We start from the raw sequence: 24,347 nt of genomic DNA, 5'->3' as shown, positions 1-24,347 counted from the left end.
TCTCTTTCCGGTCCTCTTCCGGGGTCGCTCGGCCTGGCCGCCGGGTCGGGCGCGCCGCCGCCCGACTGGGGCAGGTTGCGCCGAGAGCTGGCGGGCACGCTCGTGCTGCCGGGCGACGCCGGGTACACCACGGCCCGCCGCCTGTTCAACCCGGCCTACGACCAGGTCAGGCCGCAGGCGGTGGCGTACTGCGAGAGCGCGGGCGACGTGTCGGCGTGCCTGGGGTTCGCTCGGGCCAACGGCGTACCGGTCACCAGCCGCTCCGGGGGCCACTCGTACGCGGGCTGGTCGACCGGCACCGGGCTGGTGATCGACGTGTCCAGGATGAACGCGGTCTCCTACGCCGACGGCCAGGCCACGGTCGGCGCGGGCGCCAAGCTCATCGACGTCTACGACCGGCTCTCCCGGCGCGGGGTGAGCATTCCCGCGGGCACCTGCCCGACCGTCGGCATCGCGGGGCTCGCGCTCGGCGGCGGCATCGGCGTGGTGTCCAGGAAGCACGGGCTGACGTGCGACGCCCTGGAGTCCGTACGCCTGGTCACGGCCGACGGACGGGTGCTGACCTGCGACGCCGACCACCACGCTGGGCTCTACTGGGCCTGCAGGGGCGGTGGCGGCGGCAACTTCGGCGTGGCGGTGTCCTTCACGTTCCGGACGTTCGCCGCCTCCCGGCTGACGGTGTTCTTCCTGCACTGGCCGTGGTCGAAGGCGGGGGCGGCGGTGCGGGCGTGGCAGTCGTGGGCGCCGTCGGCCCCGGACGAGCTGTGGTCGGCGCTGCACCTGACGCGCTCGGCCCGCGGACTGGACGTGGCGGTCGTCGGCGCCTACACAGGACCGGCCTCGGCGCTGAACCGGCTGCTGGACCGGCTCGCCGAACGCGTCGGCCGGCCGTCGTCGCGCTCGGTGCGCACGACGTCCCATCTGGACGCGATGAAGATCATGGGCGGGTGCTCGTCGATGTCGGTGGACCGGTGCCGGCGGATGCCGCGGGAGGCGTTCGGGGCGAAGTCGCACCTGGCGTACCGCGAGCTGCCGGCGGACGGCGTGCGGGCGCTGGTGAACGGGGTCGCGCGCAGCGGCGGGCACTCGGTGCTGCTGGACGCCATGGGAGGGGCGATCGGCAGGGTGGCGCCGACGGCGACGGCGTTCCCGCATCGGGCCGCGCTTTTCAGCGTGCAGTATTACGCGGAAGGCACGAGCCGGAGTTGGCTGCGGGATTTACACACCAACATGTCCCGATATTTCGGGAATCATGGTTACGTGAACTATATCGAGGCGGATTTGAAGAATTGGCGGAGTGCGTACTACGGGGCGAACGCCGCCCGGCTGGCCGAGGTGAAGTCCACCTACGACCCTGGCCGCCTGTTCCGGCTGCCGCAGGGCGTGTAGCTCAGCGGATCTGGCCCCGGACGTAGACGGGCTCGCCGACCTTCACGATCTCGTACAGGCGCTTGGAGGTCTCCAGCGGGAGGCGTACGCATCCGTGCGAGGCCGGATGCAGCGGCACCTTGGTGGAGCCGTGCATGGCGATCGCCCCGGTGAAGTACAGCGAGTTGAACATCGAGCCGAGCCGCCCCGTGGTCCAGCCCGGCGCGCGGCTCTGCACGCGGAAGTCGCCGACCGGGGTGATGGCGGTGCCGCAGCGGCCACCCTCGCAGTAACGCACCTCGGCACCGGTGGAGATGTGCGAGTACAGCACCGGCCTGCGTTTGCGGTAGACGGTCAGGAGCTGCTCGCGCAGGCTGATCTCGACCCGGTCGGCGGCGCCGCCGGGGACCAGCGGGCGTCGGCGCATGGGCCGCTCCAGCGCCTTCCACACCTTCGGGCCGACCTCTCCCTTGGGGATCATCCGCCTGCTCTTCTGCAGGGCCCAGACGGCGAACTTGGTCTGCTCGTCGTACACGCCGTGGATCTTGCCGTAGTAGTAGTGCCCGGCGTGCAGCCGCCGCTGCAGGGCTTTGACCACCGCACCCCTGTCGCCGGGCCGCAGCACGAGATCCGCGGCCGTGTCCTCCTCGGTCTCGGTCTCGGTCTCGGCCTCAGCGTCAGCCGCGTCCGCGTCCGCGTCCGTCGTCTCGGTCGTGTCGGCGTCCGCTCCAGGAGGCGGCGCTTTGGCGGCGACGGGGGACACGGCAGCGAAGGGAAGGGCGCAGCCGACGGCGAGAGCGGCGATTCTCTGCAGCTTTATCATCACAAATCAACGCCTACCCCGACAGTCGAGAATTCATGGTTTTGTCATTCAAAAGTCCCGGCTAATATCCGGATCCCGTTAAATGCACTTTAAGGTCGCCAATCGGGCAAAAATGGATCGCGTGCGTTCCTCTCACCTGGGAACATAGGGCGGCATGCGTAACTGGCCGCTCTTCGAGCTCTCCGTCACGACCCCGCGCCTCGAGGTGCGCTATCCCACCCTCGACGACCTCGACGAGCTGGCGGACCGCGCCGCCGAGGGCGTCCACGACCCCGGGCTCATGCCGTTCTACGTCCCCTGGTCCGGTGCGGAGCCCGCCGAGCGGGCCAGGAGCACCGTGCAGTACCACTTCCGCTCCTGGGGCGCGTTCACCGCGGACGACTGGTCGATCGACTTCGTCGTCGTGTACGAGGGCACCGTCGTCGGCACCCAGGGCATCATGGCCACGAACTTCCCGGTCACCCGCGAGGTCAGGACCGGCTCCTGGCTGGGCCGGCGCTTCCAGGGCCAGGGCATCGGCACCGAGATGCGCCAGGCCGTGCTGCACCTCGCCTTCGCCGGCCTGGGCGCCCAGCACGCGGCGACGGGCGCGTTCGAGGACAACCACGCCTCGCTGGCCGTGACGCGCAAGCTCGGCTACCGGGACGACGGCTTCAGCCTGCACGACCGCCAGGGGAAGCCGGCCGTCAGCCGGCGCTTCCGCCTGGCCCGGGAGGACTGGCGGGAGCTGCCCGGCTTCGAGATCCACCGTCTGGACCGGTGCCTGCCCCTGTTCGGCCTGGAGAAGTCCGGCCTGTAGGGGTCTGGCCTGTAGAGGTCTGGCGCGGAAGGGCGCTGGCGCGGACGGGCGCGGCGTGGCGGGGGTTCGGTCCAGAGGGGGTTCGGCGTGGAGGGGTGAGCGGGGGTGTCAGGCGTCGCGTCGGCGCAGGAGCAGGGCGCCGGTCGTGAGGGCCGCCGCCGCCCAGCCCGCGACCACCCCCAGCCCCGCCCACGGCCCGATCGGCATGGCGGGCAGGCTTGTGGTGGCCTGGACGGCCAGCCCGGCGTTCACCGGCGAGAGCCGCCACAGCAGCAGTTGCAGGTCCTCGTCCCTGACCATGAGGATGACCGCGGGGAAGAGGTGGAGCAGCCCGAGCACGGTGCCGGCCGCCACCGCCGAGTCGCGTACGGCGGTGGCCACGCCCACGCTCAGCAGCGCGACCAGCACCAGGTAGAGCACCGACCCGGCCGCCGCCCGCAGCGTCGGCCCGTCGGTGAGCGACAGCGGCGGATAGCCGTGCTCCGGTGTGAAGCCGCTGCCCGGCAGCAGGATCCGCGCCGCCAGCACCGATCCGAGCACGGCCACGGCCCCGGCCGCCGCGGTCAGCCCGGCCAGCAGGCCCGCCTTGGCGACCAGCAGGGTGATCCGGCGCGGCGTCGCGGTCAGGCTGGTACGGATCATCCCCGTGCCGTACTCCCCGCAGACCGCCACCACGGCCAGCAGCGCGATCAGCCCTTGGCCGAGGTGCACCCCGAAGAGGCCGGTCCTGGTGGCGTCCTCGCCGCAGCCGGCCGCCGGGCAGCGGATGGCCCAGGCCGCGAGCGCGCTGCCCAGCACGGTCAGCACCACGGCCCCGAGCAGCAGCGGGCCGGGCCCGGACGCCGTGCGCAGCTTCGTCCACTCCGCGCGCAGTTCCCGCCTCACACGTCCTCCCTGTTCAGCCGGCGCACGGCCAGGCCGAGGGCCAGGGCCGCGTACGCGCAGGTCACGGCGAACCCGCCCCACGGCGGCAGCGGGAAGTAGCCGGAGGCCGGCGCATAGTGCGAGATCACCTGCTCGTACGCGGGCACGCTCTGCTGGATCGCGAACCCCGCGGCCGGGGTGAGCCGCAGCAGCCACCGCGCCGCCTCGTCGGGCAGGATGGACGCGGTCGCCAGCACGTACGGCACCACCAGCGCCACGATCGCCACGATGAGCGCCGTCGCGCTGCGCCGGAAGAGCGCGCCCAGCGCGAGCGCGAACACCGCGGCCACGGCGAGCAGCCCCGCGACACCCGCGATCACCCGCAGCTCGGTGAGCGTCCCGACCGGCAGGGTGAAGATCCCGTTGCCGCTCAGGACGTCCCGGCCGATCGGCAGCGTCACCGCCGCGGCCACCAGCGCCGGGACGAACGTGGCCACGCCCACCACCACGGCCTTGGCCGCCAGCACCCGCCCGCGCCGGGGTGTGGCGAGCAGCGTGGTGCGGATCAGCCCCCTGCGGTACTCGGCCGTGACGAACAGCACCGCCACCACGATCACCACGATGAGCGCGACCAGCGCGCCGGCCAGCGTGCGTTCGACGGTGCCCTGATGGCTGTCGGGCGCGATGTCGCCGGTGCCGGTGACGGTGAACGTGCCGCCGTTCCGCACGAGGCCGCCGGGGTGGTGCGGGGTGCCGTCGAGCTTCAGGGACACGCCGACGTCGTCGCGCCGCCAGTCGCCGCCTGCGGTCGCGCCCCGTACGGCGACCTCGTCCATGACCGCGGTCATCTCGGTGAAGCGGGAGGCCGAGGCGGACCCGCCGAGCGTGTTCCTGACCAGGGTCACGTCGCCGGGCGAGGCGGCGAACAGGCCGATGCGCACGCGCGCGGGCAGCCCGGCCAGGTGGGCGGTGCCGACCCCGGTCCACCGCTTCCCGTCGCGCGACTCCTCGCCGGTGAGCGTGTCGCCGGCGCGGGTCAGGCGCAGCCAGCGCGGCTCCGCCGGGGACACTCCCCCTGGCGATCCGGCCACGTCCTCGGTGAAGTCGTGCTGCATGCGCACTCCGTGGTCGCCGGTGACCATCACCGCCGCGTACGAGGCCCCCTGCTCGGCGCCGGCCTTGACCATGACGCCCGCCTTGGCCCACGGCACGACGCCGGGGACGACGTTCCTGACGCCGGGGGTGACGTCGGGCAGGCGGATCTGGCCGCTCATGGACGTGACGCGGGCGGTGATGGCGCCGTCGCCGTCCAGCTCCTGGCTGACGAAGTAGAACCGGTCCTCGACCGCCACGCCGCCCGGCCCCAGCGGGGGCGTGGGGCAGGGCACCTCGACCGGGCCCTCACTGCACGAGGAGTGGCTGGCCGTGGCGGAGAGCAGGCCGAACAGCACGATGGCCAGTGCGGCCGCCACCAGGCCCGCCACCCAGCCGCGTACGGTCCTGAGCTTGGTCCACTCCGCGCGTACCAACTGGGGAAAGCCGTCGCGCCCGCCGGTCATCGCGCCGCCCCCCTGAACTCCACCGCGTCCCTGGTCAGCTCCATGTACGCCTCCTCCAGCGTCGCCCGGTGCGCGCTGACCTCGGAGAAGGGCACCGAGCGCGCCCCGAGCAGCCGCACGATCTCCTCGGACGGCAGCCCGGACACGACGAGCGAGTCCTGCTCGCCCGCCGCCACCGTGGCCCCGGCGCCGGCCAGCACCGTCATGGCGTGCGAGCGCGCCTGCGTACGCAGTGTCACCCGGTCGCGGGAGGCCGAGGCGATCAGCTCGGCCACGCCGACGTCCGCCATCACCCGGCCCCGGCCCACCACCACGAGGTGGCCGGCGGTGTCCTGCAACTCGCTCATCAGGTGGCTGGAGACCAGCACGGCCCGCCCTTCCCCGGCCAGCGAGCGCAGCAGCCCGCGGATCCACACCATGCCCTCGGGGTCGAGCCCGTTGAACGGCTCGTCCAGCATGAGCACCGGCGGGTCGCCCAGCAGCGCGGCGGCGATCCCGAGCCGCTGGCGCATGCCCAGCGAGTAGCCGCCCGCCCTGCGCCGAGCGGCCGGGCCCAGCCCGACCTGCTCGACCACCTCGTCCACCCGCCGCGCGCCGAACCCCTGGGAGTGGGCCAGCCACAGCAGGTGGTTGCGCCCGCTGCGGCTCGGCTGCAGCGCCGCCGCGTCGAGCAGCGCGCCGACGTGGCTCAACGGGGGGCGCAGGCTCCGGTACGGCCGCCCGCCCACCAGCGCGTGCCCCTCGTCGGGCGCGTCGAGGCCGAGCACGACCCGCATCGTCGTGGACTTGCCCGCGCCGTTCGGCCCCACGAAGCCGGTCACCCGGCCGGGCCGCACCTCGAACGTCATCCCGTCCAGCGCCGTCGTCCGGCCGAACCGCTTGCGCAGGCCGCTGACTTCGATGGTTGCTTCCATGTCCAGGCAGACTAGGCAGCGGACCCGGGCCGAGTCGTCACGCCGGGGAGCGATCCCGGGGGTCGCTCGCGGCAGCCAGGGCCCGTCCCTCGTACGGGGGATGCCTGACAGGGGGATGGCGGGAAACAATGGGGTTCGTGGAGCGAGCGTACGACCGGCGCTGGGTCCGGGCGGCCCCGTACGCGGCCGTCGCGCTGTTGTCGCTGCTCGCGGTGGCCGAGGCGATCGTGCGGGCCCGGCACGCGCCGGGATGGTCCCTGTCGGAGACCGTGGCGGTGCCGATGGGAACGCCGATCGGCACGCAGGCAGGAGTGCCAGTGGAAGTGCCGGTGGGAGCGCGGGTGGAGCCGCCCGCCGGGCCGGACGCGACCGGAGCGGCCCCAGACTTCGTGATCTTCGCGCTGCTCGCGCTGGCCACCACGCTGCCGCTGGGCCTGCTGTGGGGCCGACCGGCGGTGGCCGGGGCGCTGGTCATGGGGGCGAGCCTGCTGTCGGTCGGGGCCTTCGGCACCTTCACGTTCGCCGGGCTGGCCGCGCAGCTCGTCGCGGGTTACCGGCTCGGCGGCCCGCTGTGGCGGGCGGTGCTGATCACCGTGCCGTTCCCGGTGCTGGCCGTGGCGCTGGAGGCGGCCGACCGGGCGGACGGCGTACGCCTGCTCGCGCTGCTGCTGGGCTGCCTGGTCCCCGCGGCGGCGCTGGCCGGGCTCGCCCGCGGCGAGCGCACCCGGGCCAGGGCCGACACGGCGGCCCGCCAGGTCGTCGCCGACAGCCTGATGGAGCACACCGCCCGGGGTGAGCGGGCGCGCATCGCCCGCGAGCTGCACGACGTGGTGGCCCACCACATCTCCATGGTCGCCGTGCAGGCCGAGACGGCCAGGCTGGCCGTGCCCGGCATGCCCGCGGCGGGAGCCGAGCGGCTGCTGGCGATCGGCGACACCGCCAGGTCGGCGCTGACGGAGATGCGGCGGCTGCTCGGGGTGCTGCGCGAGGACGCCGAGACGGAGACCACCTGGCGGCCCCAGCCGGGGTTGCGCCTCGACGAGCTGAACGAGCTGCTCGACGAGTCGCGGGCGGCGTCGGGGAGCGGCACGCGGCTGATCCTGCGGGGCGAGCCCGTGGAGCTCGATCCGGGGGTGGAGCTGGCGGCGTACCGGATCGTTCAGGAGGCGCTCACCAACGCGCGGCGGCACGCGCCGGGCGCGGCGGTCGACGTGGAGCTCGACTACACCGGCGACGACCTGCGCCTGCGCGTGCGCGACAACGGGCCTGGGCCCGGCCCTGGAGCAGCCGGGCACGGGCTGTCCGGGATGCGGGAGCGGGCCGCGGCGGTCGGCGGTGAGCTGCGTACGGGCCCCGCGCCCGGCGGCGGGTTCCTGGTCGAGGCCGCGCTGCCGGGGAGGGACGCCGCGTGATCCGGATCGTCATCGCCGATGACCACCTGGTCGTGCGCACCGGGTTCGCCGAGCTGCTCGACACCCAGCCCGACTTCGAGGTGGCCGGCACCGCGCCCGACGGGGCCGCGGCCGTCCGGGTGTGCCGCGAGGTGTCGCCCGACGTCGTGCTCATGGACGTGCGCATGCCGGTCATGAGCGGCATCGAGGCCACCCGGCTGCTGGCGGGGGCCGAGGGGCCCAAGGTGCTCATCCTGACGACGTTCGACCTCGACGAGTACGTCTACGACGCCCTGCGCGCCGGCGCCAGCGGCTTCCTGCTCAAAGACGTCACCGCCGAGCGCCTCTTCGACGCCGTGCGCGTGGTCGCCGCCGGGGAGGCGCTGCTGGCCCCGGCCGTCACCCGCCGCCTCATCAGCGAGTTCGCCCGGCTCACGCCGAGGTCGCGGGCTGCGGCCACGCCGCTGGCCGCGCTCACCCCGCGCGAGACGCAGGTGCTGCGGCTGGTCGCCGAGGGCCTGTCGAACCCCGAGATCGCCGCCCGGCTGCTGGTCACGGAGGAGACGGTCAAGACCCACGTGAGCCGGGTGCTGAACAAGCTGGGCCTGCGTGACCGCACCCAGGCCGTGGTGGCCGCGTACGAGTCGGGGCTGGTCGTGCCCGGCGAGCGCGGCTGAGCGGATCGCTCACCCCCCGGCGGCCGGCCGGGGAAGGGGCGCCGCCTGGCACCCGTCGCGGCGGTATCTGCCAGGGGCCAGGCCGTACTGCCGCTTGAACGCGTTGGCGAAGGCGAACTCCGACCCGTAGCCCACCCGGGCGGCGATCTCGCTCAGCGGCGCGTCGGTGTCGCGCAGCAGCCGCCCCGCGCCGGCCAGCCGCCACCAGGTGAGGTACGCCAGCGGCGGCTGCCCCACCAGAGCGGCGAACCGGCGCGCGAACGCCGCCCGCGACAGCCCCACCCGCGCGCCCAGGTCGGCCACGGACCACGGGTGGGACGGGTCGCGGTGCATGGCGTCGAGCGCCGCGCTGATCTCGGGGTCGGCCAGCGCCGCGGCCCAGCCGGACACCTCGCAGCGGCCGTGCGCGGCCCTCAGCCAGCTTCGCAGGATGTACAGCAGCAACGTGTCGAGCAGGGACGACACGACCGTGTCGGCGCCCAGCCCCGGCTGGGCGATCTCGGCGCCCAGGAGGTCGACGGCGGCGCGCACCTCGGGGTGCAGGCCGGGCCCCGCGGGCAGGTGGATCAGCTCGGGCAGGTCGCGCAGCAGCGGGTGCGCCCGGCTCGGGTCGAGCCGGTATCCGCCGCACAGCAGCACCGTGGCCGGGCCCTCGCCGCCGACCGAGGCGGAGGCGAACAGGTCGGCGTGGTCGGCCGGGTCGCACTCCGGCTCGGCCACCGGCGTGGCCGGGTGGTCGGCCAGCGCGTAGCCGTGCCCGTGCGGGAAGAAGACCACGTCACCCGCGGACAACGCGGTCGGCGTGCCTTGCGGCGGCAGCAGCCAGCACGACCCCCGCAGGAGCACCTGGAACCCGGCCGAGCCGGGTGCCGCGGGGAACCGCTGCCCCCAGGGCGCGCGCCACTCGACCCGGGCGGAACGGGGCCGCCCTGTGCGCATCACGGCGATCACATCGCTGAGTACGTCCATACCGGAACTCTAGCCAAGAAGACGTTGGCGTATGAATGGAAGATTTCCACGCATTGGCCATCTCATTCCGAACTCCTACGGTTTCAACCGACGAAAGGAGAGCCGGGATGGGACGAGTTCTGGTGAGCGGGGCGACCGGCACGGTCGGGCGGCACGCGGTGGCGTTGCTGCGGGAGGCCGGGGCCGAGGTCGTGGCGCTGAGCAGGAGCACGGGCGACCTGCGTGACCCGGGGTCGCTGCCGCTGGACGGGGTGACGGCGGCCCTGCTGGTGTGGCCGTTCGCGACGGCCGAGGGCGCGCGGGCGGTGGTGGCGGCTCTGGCCGGGCGGCGGGTGGTCTACCTGTCCTCCGCCGCGCGGCGCGGGCACGAGCGCGAGATCGAGCGGCTGATCGAGGAGAGCGCCGTGGAGTGGACGTTCCTGCGTCCGCACGCCTTCGCGGCCAACGCGCTGCGGTGGGCCCGGCAGGTGCGGGCCGGGGCGGTGCGCGGAGCGTACGGGGCGGCCGCCATGCCGCCGGTGCACGAGCGGGACCTCGCCGCCGTGGCCGTACGCGCGCTGCTGGACGAGGGGCACCACGGCCTGGCCCACCATCTGACGGGGCCCGAGACGATCTCCCAGGCGGACCAGGTGCGGATCGTCTCCGAGGTCACCGGGATCCCGGCCCGCTGGGTGGAGGTTCCTTTGGAGGAGGCCCGCGCCGGGCTGGCGGCCGAGGGGTGGCCCGCCGAGGCGGTGGCGGAGGTGCTGGCGGCGCAGGCGGCGCTGGTGAGCGAGCCGGTGCCGGTCACCTCGACGGTCGAGGAGGTCACCGGGGCCCCGGCGACGCCGTTCCACACGTGGGTGGCGGAGCACGCCGACGCCTTCCGCGTCCCGTACGCGGTGGGCAGGATGCGGGCGGCTCGGATCCACGCGTTCGGCGACGCCTCGGTGATCCGGCTCGACGAGGTGCCCGTGCCCCGGCCGGGCCCCGGAGAGGTGCTGGTCGAGGTGGCCGCGACCGCGTTCAACCCCTCCGAGATCGGCCTGCGCGCGGGGCTGCTGCCCGAGGTCTTCCAGGCCACCCTGCCGCACACGCTCGGCTGGGACGTCTCCGGCACGGTCGTCGAGACCGGCCAGGACGTCACCGGTCTGGCGCCAGGAGACCGCGTGTTCGGCATGACAAGCGGGGCGGCCGCCGAGTACGCGATCGCCCCGGCGTCCGCCCTGGTCAGCGCGCCCCGGAGCATCCCGCTCGCGGACGCCGCCGCCGTGCCCGTGGCCGGGCTCACCGCCTGGCAGGCCGTCCACGAGCACGCCCGCGTCGCTCCCGGGCAGCGCGTGCTGGTCAACGGCGCGGGCGGCGGCGTGGGGCTGTTCGCCGTGCAGTTCGCCAAGCTGGCCAGTGCGCACGTGACCGCCACGGCGAGCCCGCGCAGCGCCGACGCCGTACGACGGCTCGGCGCCGACGCGGTGGTCGACTACACCGCCGAGCCGCTCCCCCGCGACATGGACGTGCTGCTGAACCTGGTCGGGCTCCCCGGCGACACCGCCCGCGACCTGGCCGGTCTGGCCGGGACGACGGTCTCGGTCGCCACCCCGATCGAGGGCGGCACGCACTTCGTGGCCCGCGACGACCCTGGACAACTGGCCCGCATCGCGGCGCTGATCGACGAGGGCAGGCTGCTGGTCGAGGTGGCCGAGACGCACCCGCTGTCGGAGCTGCCCCGCGTCCACCGGCGGGCCGAGGCGGGGCGAACCCGGGGGAAGATCACGCTCAGGGCGTGAAGTGGCGCAGCACCTCGGGGTTGGCCATGGCGTCGAGGTTGGCCGCCTCCGCCACGGGCGTGCCGAGCAGGATCTTGCGTACGGGGACCTCCAGCTTCTTGCCGGAGAGCGTACGCGGGATGCCCGGCACGGCCCGGATCTCGTTGGGGACGTGGCGGGGCGACAGCTCCTTGCGCAGGGCGTCGCGCAGCGCCCGCTCCAGCGGCTCGGTCAGCTCGGCGCCCTCGGCGAGGGTCACGTACAGCAGCAGCCGCCCCTCCTGCCCGAGTTGCCCGGTGTCGATGACGAGGCTGTCGGCGATCTGCTCGAAGCGTTCGACGACCCGGTAGAACTCGCTGGTGCCCATCCGGACGCCGCCCCGGTTGAGCGTGGAGTCGGAGCGGCCGTAGATCACGCAGCTCCCGTCCTCGTTGATCTTGATCCAGTCGCCGTGCCGCCACACGCCGGGGTAGACGTCGAAGTAGCTCTCGGTGTAGCGCGCGCCGTCGGGGTCGTTCCAGAACATGACCGGCATCGACGGCATCGGCTCGGTGACGACCAGCTCCCCCACCTCGCCGACGACCGGCTTGCCCGCCGGATCGTACGACTCCACCTTCGCCCCCAGCGACCGGCACGGGATGATCCCCGCCCGGATCGGATGGAGCATGGTGGCCCCTACGAACCCCGTGCACACGTCGGTGCCGCCGGAGAACGACCCGAGCGGGATCCCCGGCAGCTCGGCGGCCACCCAGGCGAACCCCTCGGGCGGCAGCGGCGACCCGGTCGAGCCGACCCCGCGCAGCCGGTCGAGCCCCGCGGGATGGACGCCCGCCTTCGACGACGCCATGATGTACGGCGCCCCCACCCCGAAGTACGTCACGCCCTCCTTGGCCGCGATCTCCCACAGCGCGGCGGGCGAGGGGTGGGTGGCCGAGCCGTCGTACAGCACGGGGGTGGCGCCCACCAGCAGGGCGCCGATGAGGTAGTTCCACATCATCCAGCCCGTGGTGGTGTACCAGAAGAACACATCGCCCTCGCCCAGGTCCTGGTGGAAGGCGAGCGACTTGAGATGTTCGAGCACCACGCCGCCGTGCCCGTGCACGATCGGCTTGGGCAGCCCCGTCGTGCCGCTGGAGTAGAGGATCCACAGCGGGTGGTCGAAGGGCACCCGCTCGAACTCCAGCGGCCCCTCCTCGGCCCGCAGCGCCTCCCAGCCGATCACCTCACCGTGCGGGATCTCACCGTGGGGGATCTCACCGGGCGGGATCTCACCGGGCCCCTCCCCCAGGTACGGGATCCACACAGTGGCGCGCAGCGAGGGCAGCTCGGCGGCGATCTCGTTGACGGCGGCCGACCGGTCGTAGGTCTTGCCGTTGTAACGGTAGCCGTCGACGGCGATGAGCACCTTGGGCGCGATCTGCCTGAACCGGTCGACGATGCTCGGCACCCCGAAGTCGGGCGAGCCGGCCGACCAGATCGCGCCCAGCGAGGCCGTGGCCAGGCAGGCGATCACGGCCTGCGGGACGTTGGGCAGGTAGCCGGCGACCCGGTCGCCGCGCCCGACGCCGAGCCGGCGCAACCCGGCGCGCACGCGGGCGACCTCGGAGCGCAGCTCGGCCCAGCTCAGCTCCTGACGGCCGCCGTCCTCGGAGACGAAGACCAGGGCCGTGCCCTCGGTGCGCCGCAACGCGTTCTCTGCGTAGTTGAGCGCGCCGCCGGCGAACCAGGTGGCGCCGGGCATCGTCCCCGACAGCACGGGCCCGTCGCCCCGGTCTCCAAGCACGTCGAAGTAGTCCCAGATCGACGTCCAGAACTCCGCCGGCTGGTCGACCGACCACCGCCAGGCGTCGTCGTAGCCGGTGGAGCGGCCCAGCCAGCGCAGGTAGTGGGTCAGCCTGGCCGACTCGACGGTCTCTACGCCCGGCTCCCAGAGAAGCTCGCCCTCAGCAACCATGTGCCCATCCTGTCGCCCGTCCGGGGGAATGTCATACCCGGCCTTCCCCATAACTTGTTACCTCCGTAGGTGGTCCACCGCCATACGCGCGGCCGTGCCGATCACCGCGTCGGCGCGCGGCTGGATGAGCGCGGTGCTGAACGAGCGGGTGAAGACCGACACCGCGTACCGGCCGCCGTCGGGGTACTCGACGACCCCCGACTCGCAGCGCAGGGTCGGGTACGTGCCGGTCTTGCCGCTCACGGCCACGTCGTCGTACGGGAAGCCGCTGGCCAGCCGGTGCGGCCACACCTGCATGTTGAGCACGGCCCGCATCCACGCGCACGACTCCACGGAGGCCGCCTGGTCCCGCCAGATCAGCTCGAACAGCCGGACCATCTCGCGCGGGGTGCTGCGGTTGGTCCGCGCGGGGTCGAGCACGCTCAGCCGGGCGATGTCGGCGGGATCGAGGTACGGCCACGCGTGCCCGGTGTCGGCGCGCATGCTCTCGTTGCCCTCGCCCGCCCCCTGCACGACCCGCGTGCCCGCCAGCCCGAACGAGTCGAGCATGCAGTTGACCGCGTCGCACCCGACCAGCTCCAGCAGCGTGTCCGCGGAGGTGTTGTCGCTGACCGCGATCATCAGGTACGCCAGGTCGCGCAGCGAGATCGTCACGTCGTCGAGCATCCCCGAGATCCCCGTCGGCCCGGCGATCCGCCCGGCGGCCGGCACGGTCACCCGGCCCATGGGGTCGAGCCCCCCCGTGTCGGCCTGCCGGCACAGCTCGACCAGCAGCGGCACCTTGAACATCGAGGCCGTGGGCAGCGGCTCGTCGGCGCCGTGGCCGACCTCCTGGCCGGTGTCGATGTCGGCCGCGTAGAGCCAGCCGGTCACCCCGGCCGTCCGGAACAGAACGTCGAAGGCGGGCTCGCTCATGCCAGCATCCCCGGCCTGCGGCTGACCCGCCGCACCGGTGCGGCGCCTTCGTCGGTCATCCCGGCGCTCTCCTTCAACGTCCGTACGGCCACGGCAGAGAACTCCGTGGCGGCAACCGTCTCCGTACGCCAGGCGGTGGAGACACGGCTGGTGATCGGCGAGCCTAGCAGCGGGCGCCACACCAGCCCCGGCAGCTCCGTCCTCGGCCCGAACACCACCGCCGCCCCCGCCAGCACCAGCCCGAGCCCGACGCCCTCGTGCACCTGCGCGGGGACGAACCCGTCACGGCGGCACTCGGCCAGCACCTCGGCGTGCCAGCCCGGCTCGCCCTCCTTGGGCGGCATCATCAGGTCGCGCCCCGCCAGGTCGGCCAGGTGCACCTCGCCGACGCTCGCCAGCGGGTCGACGGCGGCCAGCAGCACGCCCTGGGCCTGTACGAGCACCTGGCCGAAGCGCAGGCCGGGCGCGGTGATCGGATGGCGGACGAGCCCGACGTCGATGGTGCCGTCGGCCAGCGCCGTCACCTGGTCGGCGGTCCAGATCTCGGCGGGGGCGAGGCGTACCTCGGGGAGGGTCTGGCGGAAGCCCGCGACCAGGGCGGCGAGCACGGCGGCGGCCAGGTCGGGCGGGACCCCCACCTTCAGCACCGCGCCCCGGCCCTGCCTGGCCATCTCGTGCAGCCGCTCCACCCTGGCCACGATCTCGCGGGACTCGCTCAGCAGCAGCCGGCCCGCCTCGGTCAGGCGCACCTGGCGGGCGGAGCGGTCGAACAGGCGCACGCCCAGCTCCTCCTCCAGCCGTTTGATGCGCTGGCTGAGCGGCGGCTGGGCCATGCCGAGCCGGATCGCCGCGTTGCCGAAGTGCAGTTCCTCCGCGACCACGATGAAGTAGCGAAGGTGCCGGACCAGGTCCATGACCAGCCACTATATCCAGATATGTATCTTGATCTCGCTCATATCAATATTGGACACACGAGCCACGGCTCTGGTGTCCTCTGCGGCATGGCACCACAAACGGGGAGAATTTGCGGCAGGCGTCGTCGCAGGCGATGGCCCTGGATCCTGGCCGCGATCCTGGTCCCGGTCGTCGCTGCGGGGGGCGTCGCCTGGGCGCTGCGTACTGACGGCTCGGTCGAGGAGACGGCCGACAAGTACCTCGCGGCCTGGTCCGCCCAGGACTACGCGGCGATGCGCGCCCTGGTCGTGGACCCGCCCGCCGACTTCGAGAGCCGGCACCGCCGCTTCCTCTCCGACCTCAAGGCCACCGAGGCGAGCTTCTACCGGTGGCGCCCTGAAGTGATCTTCGGGGGGGCGCCGAGTGACGGGAAGGTGTCCTTCCAGATGAAGCTGCGCGGGCGGCACGACTGGAACGACGGCGGCCGGCTCCAGCTCGTCGAACGCGGCGGCGCCTGGAAGGTCGACTGGACCCCCGCGACGATGCACCCGCTGCTGAAGAAGGGCCTGTCGCTGCGGATCTTCTCCGAGCAGACCGCGCCGGTGAAGGTGCTGGCCGCCGACGGCACCCAGGTCAACACCCCCGACGCGCCCGGCTCGGTGCAGCAGCTCGTCGAGGGCATGAAGGAGACCTTTCCCGACCGCTTCGACGTGCAGACCCGTACCGGCATCGGGCTCTACCGGGGCGACCGGCTCGTGCAGACCGTCGACCCTGCGGGCGGCGTCGAGCCCGTCCAGACCACGATCGACCTCAAGGTGCACCAGGCGGGCGCGCAGGCGGTCAAGGGCGTGGACAAGCCGGTCTCCCTGGTGGCGCTGCGGGCCTCGACCGGCGAGATCCTGGCCGTGGTCAACGCGCCGGGCGGGTTCAACCGGGCGCTGCTCGGCAAGTACCCGCCGGGCTCGACGTTCAAGGTGGTGACCGCCTCCGCGCTGGTCGCCGACGGCGTCGCGCCGGACCAGCGGGTCGCGTGCCCGGCCGAGAAGAACATCGGCGGGTTCCCGTTCCACAACGCGGGCTTCGAGGACTTCGGGACGCTGTCGTTCCGGGACGCGTTCGCGCACTCGTGCAACACCACGTTCGGTGAGATGAGCGTGGCCAAGCTGAACGGCGGCCGGCTCGGCGAGGTGGCCAGGAGCTTCGGCTTCGGCACCGCGATCACGCCCGGCGTCCCGGCCGTGCGCGCCGAGTTCCCCGACCCCAAGGACGACACCGACCTCGCCTCCGCCTCGATCGGGCAGGGCCGGGTGCTGGCCAGCCCGCTCAACATGGCCTCCGTCGCCGCCGCCATCGCCTCCGGCGCGTGGATCCCGCCCCACCTGGTCAAGGACGAGCTGATCCCGAACCGGCAGCCCGACAACCCGCGCCCGCTGGAGGAGGGCGTGGTGAAGGCCCTGCGCCGGCTCATGCCCGCCGTCGTCACGGACGGCACGGCCCACGGGGTGAACTTCCCGGCCGGCACCGCGGGGAAGACGGGCACGGCGGAGTACGGCTCGGGCAAGGAGCCGCCCGCGCACTCGTGGTTCATCGGCTACAAGGGTGACCTGGCCTTCTCGGTCATCGTGGAGGGCGGCGGCGCCGGTTCGGCCGTGGCGGCCCCCATAGCCGCCCGCTTCCTCCAGGCCCTCTCCTGAGCCCCAGCGGGACCACGGCAGGCCCCGACGGGTGGCCCCAGCGGGGGTGAGACGGGCCGGGGCGGGGTGACCCCGGCCGGAGTGCGGCGGGTCGGGGTGATCAGCCGGCCTTGCGATCGAGGGGCGTGGTCAGGCCCGCGACCGCCGCCACCACCTCCGAGGCGTTGGACAGGTCGGGCAGCACCAGGTCGGCCCCCGCCTCCCGCAGCTCCGAGGCCATGGAGCGCCCGGAGGCCACCCCGATCATCGCCGCCCCGCCGATCTTGGCGGCCTGCACGTCGCGCGTGGAGTCGCCGATCACGACGGTGTTGGCCGCGGTGAAGGCCGTGCCCAGCCGCTGCTTGGCCCGCGACTGCGCCACCTGCAGCAACGTCGCCTTGGGGTAGACCTCCTCGCCATAGCCGCCGAGCTCGAAGTCGACGTGCTTGTCGAGGCCGAACGCCTTCAGCTTGTGCACCGCGTTGCTCTTGATCGTCCCGGTCAGCACGGTCTGCACCACGCCGTCGAGCCGGGACACCGCCTTCAGCGCGTCTTTGGCCCCCGGCATCATCCGCCCCTCCTTCGCCAGCCGCCCGCGCCGGTCGGCGAAGGCCGTGGCCAGCGCCGACAGGAACCTGGGCAGATGGTCGTCCTCGGCCACGATGCCGTTGACGGCGAGCGTCTCGAAGACGATCTCGGAGTCGGGCCGCCCCTGCGGGGGCACGAGCTTGACCAGCGGACGCCCGGTCACTGCGCGGAACGCCTCGGCGTAGGCGTCTCTGGTCACGATGGTCACGTCGACCAGGGTCAGATCGACGTTCCAGAGCACAAGGCGGTTGATGGCAGCCTCCTGAGGGATCCCTGCAAGGGTACGGCCGCCGCCGCTGTCGGGGTGCGTGCCTGAGCGATTTAAGCATGATCAGGCACGCGAAGAGGACCAGGGGACGATCAGGCGTGGTCGAGGGCGTCGGCCAGCCGGTCGACCACCGGCAGCCCTGTCTCCTCCAGCTCCGCCCTGGTGGTCATGCCACCCGTGTAGAGCACCGCCTTGGCGCCCACGTGCCGGGCCGCGAGCCCGTCGTCCACGCTGTCGCCGATCACCAGGATCTCGCCGGGGTCGACGCCGATGGCCGCGATGTGCGCGCTCATGTGCGTGGCCTTCTCGCCGCCGGTGGCGCCGACCAGCCCGTCGACCCGGGTGAAGTGCCGCGTGATGCCGAACGAGTCGACCTTCGGCACCAGGTGCGTGTGCGGCGCCATCGAGCAGAGCGACTGGGTGCCCGTCCAGTCGGTGAGCGCGCGCTCGGCGTCGGGCGCCAGCAGGCACACCTCGCTCAGCCGGTAGTAGTGCTCGTGGAACCCGTCGTCGAGGAGCTGCCACTCGCCCTCGCCGAGTGCGCGGCCGAGCAGGCGCTCGTAGGCGACCCAGATGGGGCGGGTGTAGACCGCGCGGAAACCGTCCGCGGTCAGCTCGGGAAGCTCGTACGGCTTGAAGATCTCGTTGGTGGCTCCGACCACGGCGTCGATGTCGTGGAAGAGCGTGCCGTTCCAATCCCAGATGATGTGCTTTGTCATGTCGAGCCAAGCCTAATCGGCCGGTGTGACATCTCGATGAACGGGGGGCCGCGACCGGACGGCCACGGCCCCCGCGGCGTCAGTCGCAGGCCTTGGCCGTGGTGCCCTGGCCGTTCTGGCCGCCGGCGCCGGTGCCCCACTGCACCGAGACGCCGCCCCAGGCGCACATGTTCTTGGCTCCGAGCATGTCGCCCCAGTGCCGGCCGCCGTTGCCGGCCTTGAACCGGAACGAGCCGTTCCTGCCGTCCGCGGTGTAGATGTGGACGATGCCGCGCATGGACGTGGCGACCTTGACCTCGGTCCAGTTGGTCTGGCACTTGCCGGACCACATGAGCTTGATCGTGCCCACGACGCCGTCCACCCTGCCGTTGATGTTGGCGCTCTTGACGACGCGGGCCGCGTTGCCACAGCCCGACCGGTAGGGGTCCTTGTGGTCGTACCGGCTCGGGGCGGCCTGAGCGTACGCGGGAGAGCCAGCGAAGATGGCCAAGGCCCCGATGGCAACGGCCAAGACTAAACGCTTCACGTGGAACCGACTCCTTCAGTCATGAATTGTGCAGTCGGAACCTAGCGACGCACGGCCCCACGCAGCCGAGGAAGCGCGATTTGCGTGATCGTACCGTTATCGGTGTAGATCATCACGAACCGAACAGATCGGGGATCTCCTGGGTCGCGAACCACATCAGCTCGTGGGCCTCGGCGCCGTCGACGGTGAACCGGGCATCGGCGTCACCCTCGTCGGCGGCGGGCAGCGCGGCGACCGCGGCCTCGATGTCGGGGATCGCGTACTGGTCGTCGATGTGCACCGAGGCCACCTTGGCCATCGGGATCGGCTCCGCGATGTGCACCCTGGCGCGTTCGGCCAGGTCGACGCCCGCGGTGGCCGACCGCTCCGGCACCTCGGCCGCGACGACGACGCGCCGGGCGGCGGCCTCGACGCCGTCGGCGCGGCCCGCGGCCAGCATCCGCAGGGAGGCGCGAGCCGCCTCGGTGAGCGCGACGTATTCGAGCTCCTCGGTGTCGCCCGAGGCGTACCACTCGATCAGCGCGGGGGTCACCGCGTAGCCGGTCAGCGGGGCGGGGCCCAGCTCCCCTGCCTCGACGGCCGAGGCCAGGGCCGGAAGAGTGCACGGCAAGTAGACGCGCATGACGAACCTTTCCAAACGTGCCAGGGCTCTGCCAGGGGAGAAACCTGCCTCACCTGATCGCCCACCTTACTCATAGTCCCTGGTCATGAGCGGGGCGACCGGGCTGTTACAGGCCCGTTCCGCGCAGGGTGAGCCGCAGGACGGGTTCGAGCTGGGCGAGCGTCGTGTCCGCGTCGCGATGGTGGATGCCGGTGATGCCGAGCGCGCGGGCGGCGTCGATGTTGGCCTCGATGTCGTCGATGAACACGCACTCCTCGCCGGAGAGCCCGAGCAGGTCGAGCGCGTGCAGGTAGATGCGCTCCTCGGGCTTGCGCATGCCGACCTCGCCGGAGATCACCACCGCGTCGAACAGCTCGTCCCAGCCGTCCCTGGGGTAGGTGTTGGACCAGGAGTTGGACAGCAGGCAGGTCTTCACGCCGCCGGCCCGTACGTCGCGCAGCATGTCGTACATGGTGTCGACCCGCTCGAAGCCCGCGAACATGCGCTCCAGCAGCCCCTCGGCCACCGGCGGCGCCCCGTCCAGGGTCAGCAGCCGGGCGGCGAGGTCGCGCTCGAAGTCGGCCCCGTCGAGCTCGCCCCTTTCCAGGGCGTGGATGGAGCTCTCGCCGTCGCCTCCCCGGTAGGCGTGGTCGATCAGCTCGCCCATGACGGCGTAGTAGCGGTCGGCGTCGATCCTGTCTGCGGCGATCCAGCGCCCGATGGAGTCGGAGAGGCTGGTCGTCAGCACCCCGCCCCAGTCGATGAGCACACCCGTAACCATCGCTCCAGAGTAGAACGTCACGGAAGCGGCTTTTGCCGTGACACGCCCGCAAATTGCCGGATATAAACCACGTAAACGGATGTCCGAAATGCCCGGCTATGGTGCTTTTCCAGGGTGAATCGCTACCCAGAAGGGACCGCCGTGCGGACGACGATCCTGATCACCTCCCCCGAAGAGTGGACCGCCCCGGGCCTCGAACTCTTCCAATTCGCTCCCCTCATTCCCGGCGGGCCTTACTGGCTCACCAAACCGGTCCTGCTCGCCCTGCTCAGCTCGGTCATCGTCATCGCCGTGTGCTGGGCCGCGTTCGCCAGGCCGAAGATCGTGCCACGGGGCTGGCAGAGCATCGGCGAGTACGTCTACCTCTTCGTACGCGACCAGATCGCCAGACCCAGCCTCGGCAAGGACGCCGACCGCTGGATGGGCCTGCTCCTGACGATCTTCTGCACCGTGCTCGTCTGGAACCTGATGGGCACCTTCCCGTTCATCCAGTTCCCCGTGGCGGCCCACATCGCCTTCCCGCTGGTGCTGGCGCTCAGCGTGTACGGCATCAAGCTCTACCTCGGCGTCCGTCACCACGGCGTACGCGGCTATCTGCGGGGCATCGTGCACCTGCCGGGCCTACCCGGCTGGGCCTACGGGCTCTACGCCCCGATGATCCTCGCCGAGGTCTTCATCACCTCGTTGTTCACCCACTTCATCCGGCTGTTCGCGAACATGTTCGCCGGTCACGTCCTCGTGGCCTTCTTCAGCTCGGTGGGCTTCTGGTTCCTGTTCGAGCGGCTCACCCCGCTGGGTGCGGGGCTGGGCGTGCTCGGCGTGCTGATGGCGATCGTGATGACCGCGTTCGAGATCTTCGTCCAGTTCCTTCAGGCGTTCCTGTTCGCCATGCTGGCCGGGATGTTCATCGCCGGCGGGCTGCGCGGCGCGCACTGACCCCCCGCGCAGCAGAGCTAACCCCCGGCGCGGGCGGCCAGCCTGCGGTGCTCCGGTGAGCGCAGCACGTCGGCCGCCTCGGCCGCCGAGGCCACGGGCGCCTCGGTCAGCAGGCCCCGGTTCTGCTTGAGCGTGAGCAGCCGGGTGACCGACTGGTCGAGGCGCTGCTTCGAGATGCGGCCCGACTCCACCGCCCCCAGCACCGCCCGGTACGCCTTGGGCAGGTCGTTCGGCATGAGCAGCAGGTCGGCCCCGGCCAGGACGGCGCGTACCGCGACCTCCCCGTCGTTGTACTTCTTCCTGACCCCGGCCATGTTGAGCGCGTCGGTGGAGACCACGCCCTGGAAGCCGAGCTTCTCCCTGAGCAGGCCGGTCAGGATGGGCTTGGACAGCGTCGCGGGGTCGCCCGAGGGGTCGAGCTTGGGGAAGACGAGGTGGGCGCTCATCACCGCGTCCACCCCCGCCTCGATGGCGGCCCTGAACGGCGGTGCGTCGATCCGCTCCCACTGGGCCTTCGTGTGCTTGATCACCGGCAGCCCCGTGTGGCTGTCGACGGACGTGTCACCGTGCCCGGGGAAGTGCTTGACGGTGGCGGCGACCTTCGCGTCGTCGAAGCCCTTGACGGCCGCCTCGACCATCTTCGCCACCCGCTGCGGGTCGTTGCCGAACGCCCGGCGGCCGATGACGGGGTTGCGCGGGTTGACGTTCACGTCGGCGACGGGGGCGAAGTCGATGTTGACGCCGAGCGCGCGCAGCTCCGCACCGGTCGCCTCGGCCACGGCCCGCGACAGGCCGGTGTCCTTCGTGGCACCGATCTCGGACGCGCCGGGGAAGTCGGTCATGAGGGCGGACATCCTGGACACCAGGCCGTTCTCCTGGTCGGTGCCGATCAATAAGGGGACGTCCTTGGAGGCCCGCTGCATGCCGTTGGTGAGCCCGACGACCTGGCCGACGCTCTTGACGTTGTGCGGGAAGAGGATCACGCCGCCCAGGTGGTATTTGCCGATCACCTTGGCCGGGGTCTGGGCGGCGTAGCGGGCCTGGTTCTCGCCGGAGACCGTGTCGGCGGCGGTGCCGTACAGGACGGGCATGAAGAGCTGGCCGACCTTCTCCTCGACGCTCATCCTGGACAACACCCGCTGGACCGCGCTCTGCGTGGAGCCCGCGCTCTTGGGCCCCGTCTCCGTGGACCCGGTTTCAGAGGACCCGGTCTCAGAGGAACCCGTCTCCGAGGAGCCGCTCTCCGCGGGCCCGGTTTCGGCGGGACCCGACTGCGCGGGCGAGGCGGCCTTGCCTCCGGTCGGCGTCGCCCCCGCAGAGCCGCCACCGCCGCACGCCGTGAGCGCGATCATCAGGAGCCCTGTCGTTCCGAACCGTCGAAGCATGCCCACCAAGGTATCCATACGACGACGCGCCTGGGCCCCCCAATTGCCGAATCCGATCCCGGCTACAGCCCCAGACCGGCCAGTCCCGGCAGGTGAACGCGGGCCGCCGCACGCGCCTCGTCCGCCCCCGACTGGGCCCGCGCGACCCGCGCCGCCGTCCGGCACTGTTCCAGCGTGTGCGCGGCCAGCCCGGCCCGTACGGCGGCCAGCGCGGACGGCGCCATGGACAGCGTCGAGGCCCCGAGACCGACCAGCACGCAGGCCAGCGCCGCGTCCGCGGCCGACTCACCGCAGACCCCGCAGGGCTTGCCCGCCTGCGCCGCCGCGTCACCGACCAGGGCGACCAGGTCGAGCAGCCCCGGCTGCCAGGGGTCGTGCAGCGCGCTGACGGCCCCGAGCTGCCGGTCGGCGGCGAAGGCGTACTGGCTGAGGTCGTTGGTGCCGACGGAGACGAAGTCCACCCTGGCCAGCACGTCCGCGGCGCGCAGCGCGGCCGACGGGATCTCGATCATCACGCCGACGTCCATCAGCCCCTTCTCCCCGCACTCCCTGGCGAACCAGGCGGCCTCCTCGCACGTGGCCACCATCGGCGCCATCACGCTCAGCCGGTCCGAGGCCAGCGCGGCCAGCGCGCCCAACTGGACGTCCATCACCGCCGGCGACCTCCTGAACCTGCGCAGCCCGCGCTCGCCCAGCGCCGGGTTCGGCTCGGCGGCCGTGGGCAGGAACGCCAGCGGTTTGTCCGCGCCGCCGTCCAGCGTCCGCACCACCACCTTGCCCTCGGGGAACGCGTCCAGCGCCGCCTGGTACGCGCGCCGCTGCTCCTCGGCGGAGGGCGGCTCGGCCCGGCCGAGGAAGAGGAACTCGGTCCGGTAGAGCCCGATGCCCTCGGCTCCTGCGGCCACGGCGGCGACGAGTTCGGCGGGGCCGCCGATGTTGGCCAGCAGCGGCACCGGATGCCCGTCGGCGGTCACGCCGGGGCCGGTCCACGACGCGAGCGCGGCCAGCCTGGCCGAGGCGGCGCCGACCGCGTCGGCCACGTCGGACTCGGGGGGTCGCACGCGTACGTCGCCTGAGGTGCCGTCCACCATCACCTCGACGCCCGGCGGGATGCCGGTCGCGCCCTGACAGGCCACGACGGCGGGCACGCCCATCGCCCTGGCCATGATGGCGGTGTGGCTGGTCGGGCCGCCCTCCTCGGTGACGAACGCAACGACGTCGTCCTTGGACAGCAGGGCGGTGTCGGCGGGCGCGAGATCCCTGGCGACCAGCACGTACGGCTGCTCGGGCGCCGCCGGCAACCCCGGCATGGCCTGCCCGTAGAGCAGCGCGATCACGCGGTCTCTGATGTCGTCCAGATCGGCGGCCCGCTCGCCCAGGTAGCCGCCGGAGCCGGCCAGCACGTCCCGATACTTGTTGAACGCCTCGAAGACCGCCCTGGGCGCGGCCAGGCCGCGGTCGATCAGCGACCTCACCTTCACGACCAGCCCGGGGTCCTCGGCCATCAGCGCCTGGGCCTTGAGTATCTCCTCGGCCTCGCCGCCCGCCCTGTTGCCGCGGGCCTCCAGCTCGCCCGCGACCTGCCTGAGCGCGGCCATCGCGCGCTCCTGCTCCTGCTCCGCCTCACCGGTGTACGTGGCGCCCTCGGGGGGTTCGGGCACGGAGACGGTGAGCACAAAAGAGGGTCCGTGCCCGACTCCCGGGCTGACCCCCACCCCCCGCAGGTTCATGGCGCGCCGGCGATCGCGGCCAGCTCGTCGAGCACCTCTTCCGAGCCGTCGCCGTCCGCGGAGATCACCACGGTCTCGCCCTGCCTGACGTCGAGGGCCATGATCGCGAGAATGCTCTTGCCGTTGACCGGGCCACCGCCGTAGGGCTTCTCCACCGTGATGTCCATCGGCGCCAGCTTGGCCCGCTGGACGAACGTCGCCGCGGGCCGGGCGTGCAGGCCCACCTCCGCCGCCACGGTGACCTTGCGCTCACCCATCTTGCCGCTCC

The 24,347-nt window shown here is 72.6% G+C and carries 23 protein-coding genes; 7 read left to right on the top strand and 16 right to left on the bottom strand.

The window, feature by feature from the left end:
* Positions 1–75 precede the first annotated feature (75 nt).
* The gene (locus ABD844_RS07600; protein ID WP_344874378.1) at positions 76–1,389 is read left to right on the top strand and encodes an FAD-binding oxidoreductase; all 1,314 of its coding nucleotides are present in this window, start codon (positions 76–78) and stop codon (positions 1,387–1,389) included.
* Between the two features lies 1 nt (position 1,390).
* Here ABD844_RS07600 and ABD844_RS07595 read toward each other — a convergent pair whose 3' ends face one another.
* Positions 1,391–2,191 carry a L,D-transpeptidase family protein gene (locus tag ABD844_RS07595; RefSeq protein WP_344874376.1) on the bottom strand — a complete coding sequence of 267 codons (801 nt, stop codon included), beginning with the start codon at positions 2,189–2,191 and terminating at the stop codon, positions 1,391–1,393.
* 154 nt (positions 2,192–2,345) lie between these two features.
* On the opposite strand from ABD844_RS07595, the gene ABD844_RS07590 reads away from it, so the two are divergent.
* Positions 2,346–2,990 carry a GNAT family N-acetyltransferase gene (locus tag ABD844_RS07590; protein ID WP_344874374.1) on the top strand — a complete coding sequence of 215 codons (645 nt, stop codon included), beginning with the start codon at positions 2,346–2,348 and terminating at the stop codon, positions 2,988–2,990.
* A gap of 108 nt (positions 2,991–3,098) precedes the next feature.
* Here ABD844_RS07590 and ABD844_RS07585 read toward each other — a convergent pair whose 3' ends face one another.
* The 3 genes from ABD844_RS07585 to ABD844_RS07575 are packed head-to-tail and all read right to left on the bottom strand — an operon-like array spanning position 3,099 to position 6,327.
* Entirely contained in the window at positions 3,099–3,875 is a 777-nt protein-coding gene (locus ABD844_RS07585; RefSeq protein ID WP_344874372.1) for an ABC transporter permease, read from the bottom strand.
* Positions 3,872–5,413, bottom strand: coding sequence for a DUF1349 domain-containing protein (locus ABD844_RS07580; RefSeq protein WP_344874370.1), 1,542 nt, complete (start codon positions 5,411–5,413; stop codon positions 3,872–3,874). The genes ABD844_RS07585 and ABD844_RS07580 overlap by 4 nt, the downstream gene beginning before the upstream one ends.
* Entirely contained in the window at positions 5,410–6,327 is a 918-nt protein-coding gene (locus ABD844_RS07575) for an ABC transporter ATP-binding protein (RefSeq protein WP_344874368.1), read from the bottom strand. Before ABD844_RS07575 ends, ABD844_RS07580 begins: the two co-directional genes overlap by 4 nt.
* Positions 6,328–6,464: 137 nt before the next feature.
* Between ABD844_RS07575 and ABD844_RS07570 the strand changes: the two genes are divergently transcribed.
* Together ABD844_RS07570 and ABD844_RS07565 are read left to right on the top strand one after the other, a co-directional pair.
* Entirely contained in the window at positions 6,465–7,739 is a 1,275-nt protein-coding gene (locus tag ABD844_RS07570) for a sensor histidine kinase (protein ID WP_344874366.1), read from the top strand.
* The gene (locus ABD844_RS07565; protein ID WP_344874364.1) at positions 7,736–8,395 is read left to right on the top strand and encodes a response regulator transcription factor; all 660 of its coding nucleotides are present in this window, start codon (positions 7,736–7,738) and stop codon (positions 8,393–8,395) included. Before ABD844_RS07570 ends, ABD844_RS07565 begins: the two co-directional genes overlap by 4 nt.
* A gap of 9 nt (positions 8,396–8,404) precedes the next feature.
* Here ABD844_RS07565 and ABD844_RS07560 read toward each other — a convergent pair whose 3' ends face one another.
* A complete protein-coding gene (locus tag ABD844_RS07560) occupies positions 8,405–9,364 on the bottom strand; it encodes an AraC family transcriptional regulator (RefSeq protein ID WP_344874362.1) in 960 nt (319 codons plus the stop codon).
* A 107-nt stretch (positions 9,365–9,471) separates the two neighbouring features.
* Between ABD844_RS07560 and ABD844_RS07555 the strand changes: the two genes are divergently transcribed.
* A complete protein-coding gene (locus tag ABD844_RS07555; protein WP_344874360.1) occupies positions 9,472–11,130 on the top strand; it encodes an alcohol dehydrogenase catalytic domain-containing protein in 1,659 nt (552 codons plus the stop codon).
* Here ABD844_RS07555 and ABD844_RS07550 read toward each other — a convergent pair.
* The 3 genes from ABD844_RS07550 to ABD844_RS07540 are packed head-to-tail and all read right to left on the bottom strand — an operon-like array spanning position 11,120 to position 14,892.
* Positions 11,120–13,063: an acetoacetate--CoA ligase gene (locus ABD844_RS07550; protein WP_344874358.1), complete on the bottom strand. Its 1,944-nt coding sequence runs from the start codon at positions 13,061–13,063 to the stop codon at positions 11,120–11,122. The genes ABD844_RS07555 and ABD844_RS07550 overlap by 11 nt on opposite strands.
* A 57-nt stretch (positions 13,064–13,120) precedes the next feature.
* Entirely contained in the window at positions 13,121–13,978 is an 858-nt protein-coding gene (locus ABD844_RS07545) for a serine hydrolase (RefSeq protein WP_344874357.1), read from the bottom strand.
* Positions 13,975–14,892: a LysR family transcriptional regulator gene (locus tag ABD844_RS07540; protein ID WP_344874355.1), complete on the bottom strand. Its 918-nt coding sequence runs from the start codon at positions 14,890–14,892 to the stop codon at positions 13,975–13,977. The genes ABD844_RS07545 and ABD844_RS07540 overlap by 4 nt, the downstream gene beginning before the upstream one ends.
* An 87-nt stretch (positions 14,893–14,979) precedes the next feature.
* On the opposite strand from ABD844_RS07540, the gene ABD844_RS07535 reads away from it, so the two are divergent.
* On the top strand, positions 14,980–16,566 hold the full coding sequence (locus ABD844_RS07535) for a penicillin-binding transpeptidase domain-containing protein (RefSeq protein ID WP_344874353.1): 1,587 nt from the start codon (positions 14,980–14,982) through the stop codon (positions 16,564–16,566).
* Positions 16,567–16,666: 100 nt separating this feature from the next.
* On the opposite strand, the gene ABD844_RS07530 is transcribed toward ABD844_RS07535, so the two are convergent.
* The 5 genes from ABD844_RS07530 to ABD844_RS07510 all read right to left on the bottom strand — a co-directional run bounded on the left by ABD844_RS07530 (position 16,667) and on the right by ABD844_RS07510 (position 20,028).
* The gene (locus ABD844_RS07530; RefSeq protein WP_344874351.1) at positions 16,667–17,374 is read right to left on the bottom strand and encodes an HAD family hydrolase; all 708 of its coding nucleotides are present in this window, start codon (positions 17,372–17,374) and stop codon (positions 16,667–16,669) included.
* A gap of 119 nt (positions 17,375–17,493) precedes the next feature.
* The gene (locus ABD844_RS07525) at positions 17,494–18,120 is read right to left on the bottom strand and encodes an HAD family hydrolase (RefSeq protein WP_344874349.1); all 627 of its coding nucleotides are present in this window, start codon (positions 18,118–18,120) and stop codon (positions 17,494–17,496) included.
* 79 nt (positions 18,121–18,199) lie between these two features.
* A complete protein-coding gene (locus ABD844_RS07520) occupies positions 18,200–18,610 on the bottom strand; it encodes a DUF2690 domain-containing protein (RefSeq protein WP_344874347.1) in 411 nt (136 codons plus the stop codon).
* A 148-nt stretch (positions 18,611–18,758) separates the two neighbouring features.
* Complete coding sequence (locus ABD844_RS07515; protein ID WP_344874345.1) at positions 18,759–19,268, bottom strand: DUF6912 family protein; 510 nt, start codon at positions 19,266–19,268, stop codon at positions 18,759–18,761.
* A 106-nt stretch (positions 19,269–19,374) separates the two neighbouring features.
* On the bottom strand, positions 19,375–20,028 hold the full coding sequence (locus ABD844_RS07510) for an HAD family hydrolase (RefSeq protein ID WP_344874343.1): 654 nt from the start codon (positions 20,026–20,028) through the stop codon (positions 19,375–19,377).
* A 141-nt stretch (positions 20,029–20,169) separates the two neighbouring features.
* On the opposite strand from ABD844_RS07510, the gene ABD844_RS07505 reads away from it, so the two are divergent.
* Positions 20,170–20,964: a F0F1 ATP synthase subunit A gene (locus ABD844_RS07505; RefSeq protein ID WP_344874341.1), complete on the top strand. Its 795-nt coding sequence runs from the start codon at positions 20,170–20,172 to the stop codon at positions 20,962–20,964.
* Positions 20,965–20,981: 17 nt separating this feature from the next.
* On the opposite strand, the gene nagZ is transcribed toward ABD844_RS07505, so the two are convergent.
* The 3 genes from nagZ to ABD844_RS07490 form a co-directional block, all read right to left on the bottom strand.
* A complete protein-coding gene (nagZ, locus tag ABD844_RS07500) occupies positions 20,982–22,349 on the bottom strand; it encodes a beta-N-acetylhexosaminidase (RefSeq protein WP_344874339.1) in 1,368 nt (455 codons plus the stop codon).
* A 62-nt stretch (positions 22,350–22,411) separates the two neighbouring features.
* Positions 22,412–24,079, bottom strand: coding sequence for a phosphoenolpyruvate--protein phosphotransferase (ptsP, locus tag ABD844_RS07495; RefSeq protein ID WP_344874338.1), 1,668 nt, complete (start codon positions 24,077–24,079; stop codon positions 22,412–22,414).
* Positions 24,076–24,336 carry an HPr family phosphocarrier protein gene (locus tag ABD844_RS07490; RefSeq protein WP_344874336.1) on the bottom strand — a complete coding sequence of 87 codons (261 nt, stop codon included), beginning with the start codon at positions 24,334–24,336 and terminating at the stop codon, positions 24,076–24,078. The genes ptsP and ABD844_RS07490 overlap by 4 nt, the downstream gene beginning before the upstream one ends.
* Positions 24,337–24,347: the final 11 nt, after the last annotated feature.

It is taken from the genome of Nonomuraea antimicrobica (genome assembly GCF_039536965.1).
GTDB lineage: Bacteria > Actinomycetota > Actinomycetes > Streptosporangiales > Streptosporangiaceae > Nonomuraea > Nonomuraea antimicrobica.
The sequence above is the reverse complement of the archived record's forward strand: the minus strand, read 5'-3'. Positions and strand labels throughout refer to the sequence as shown.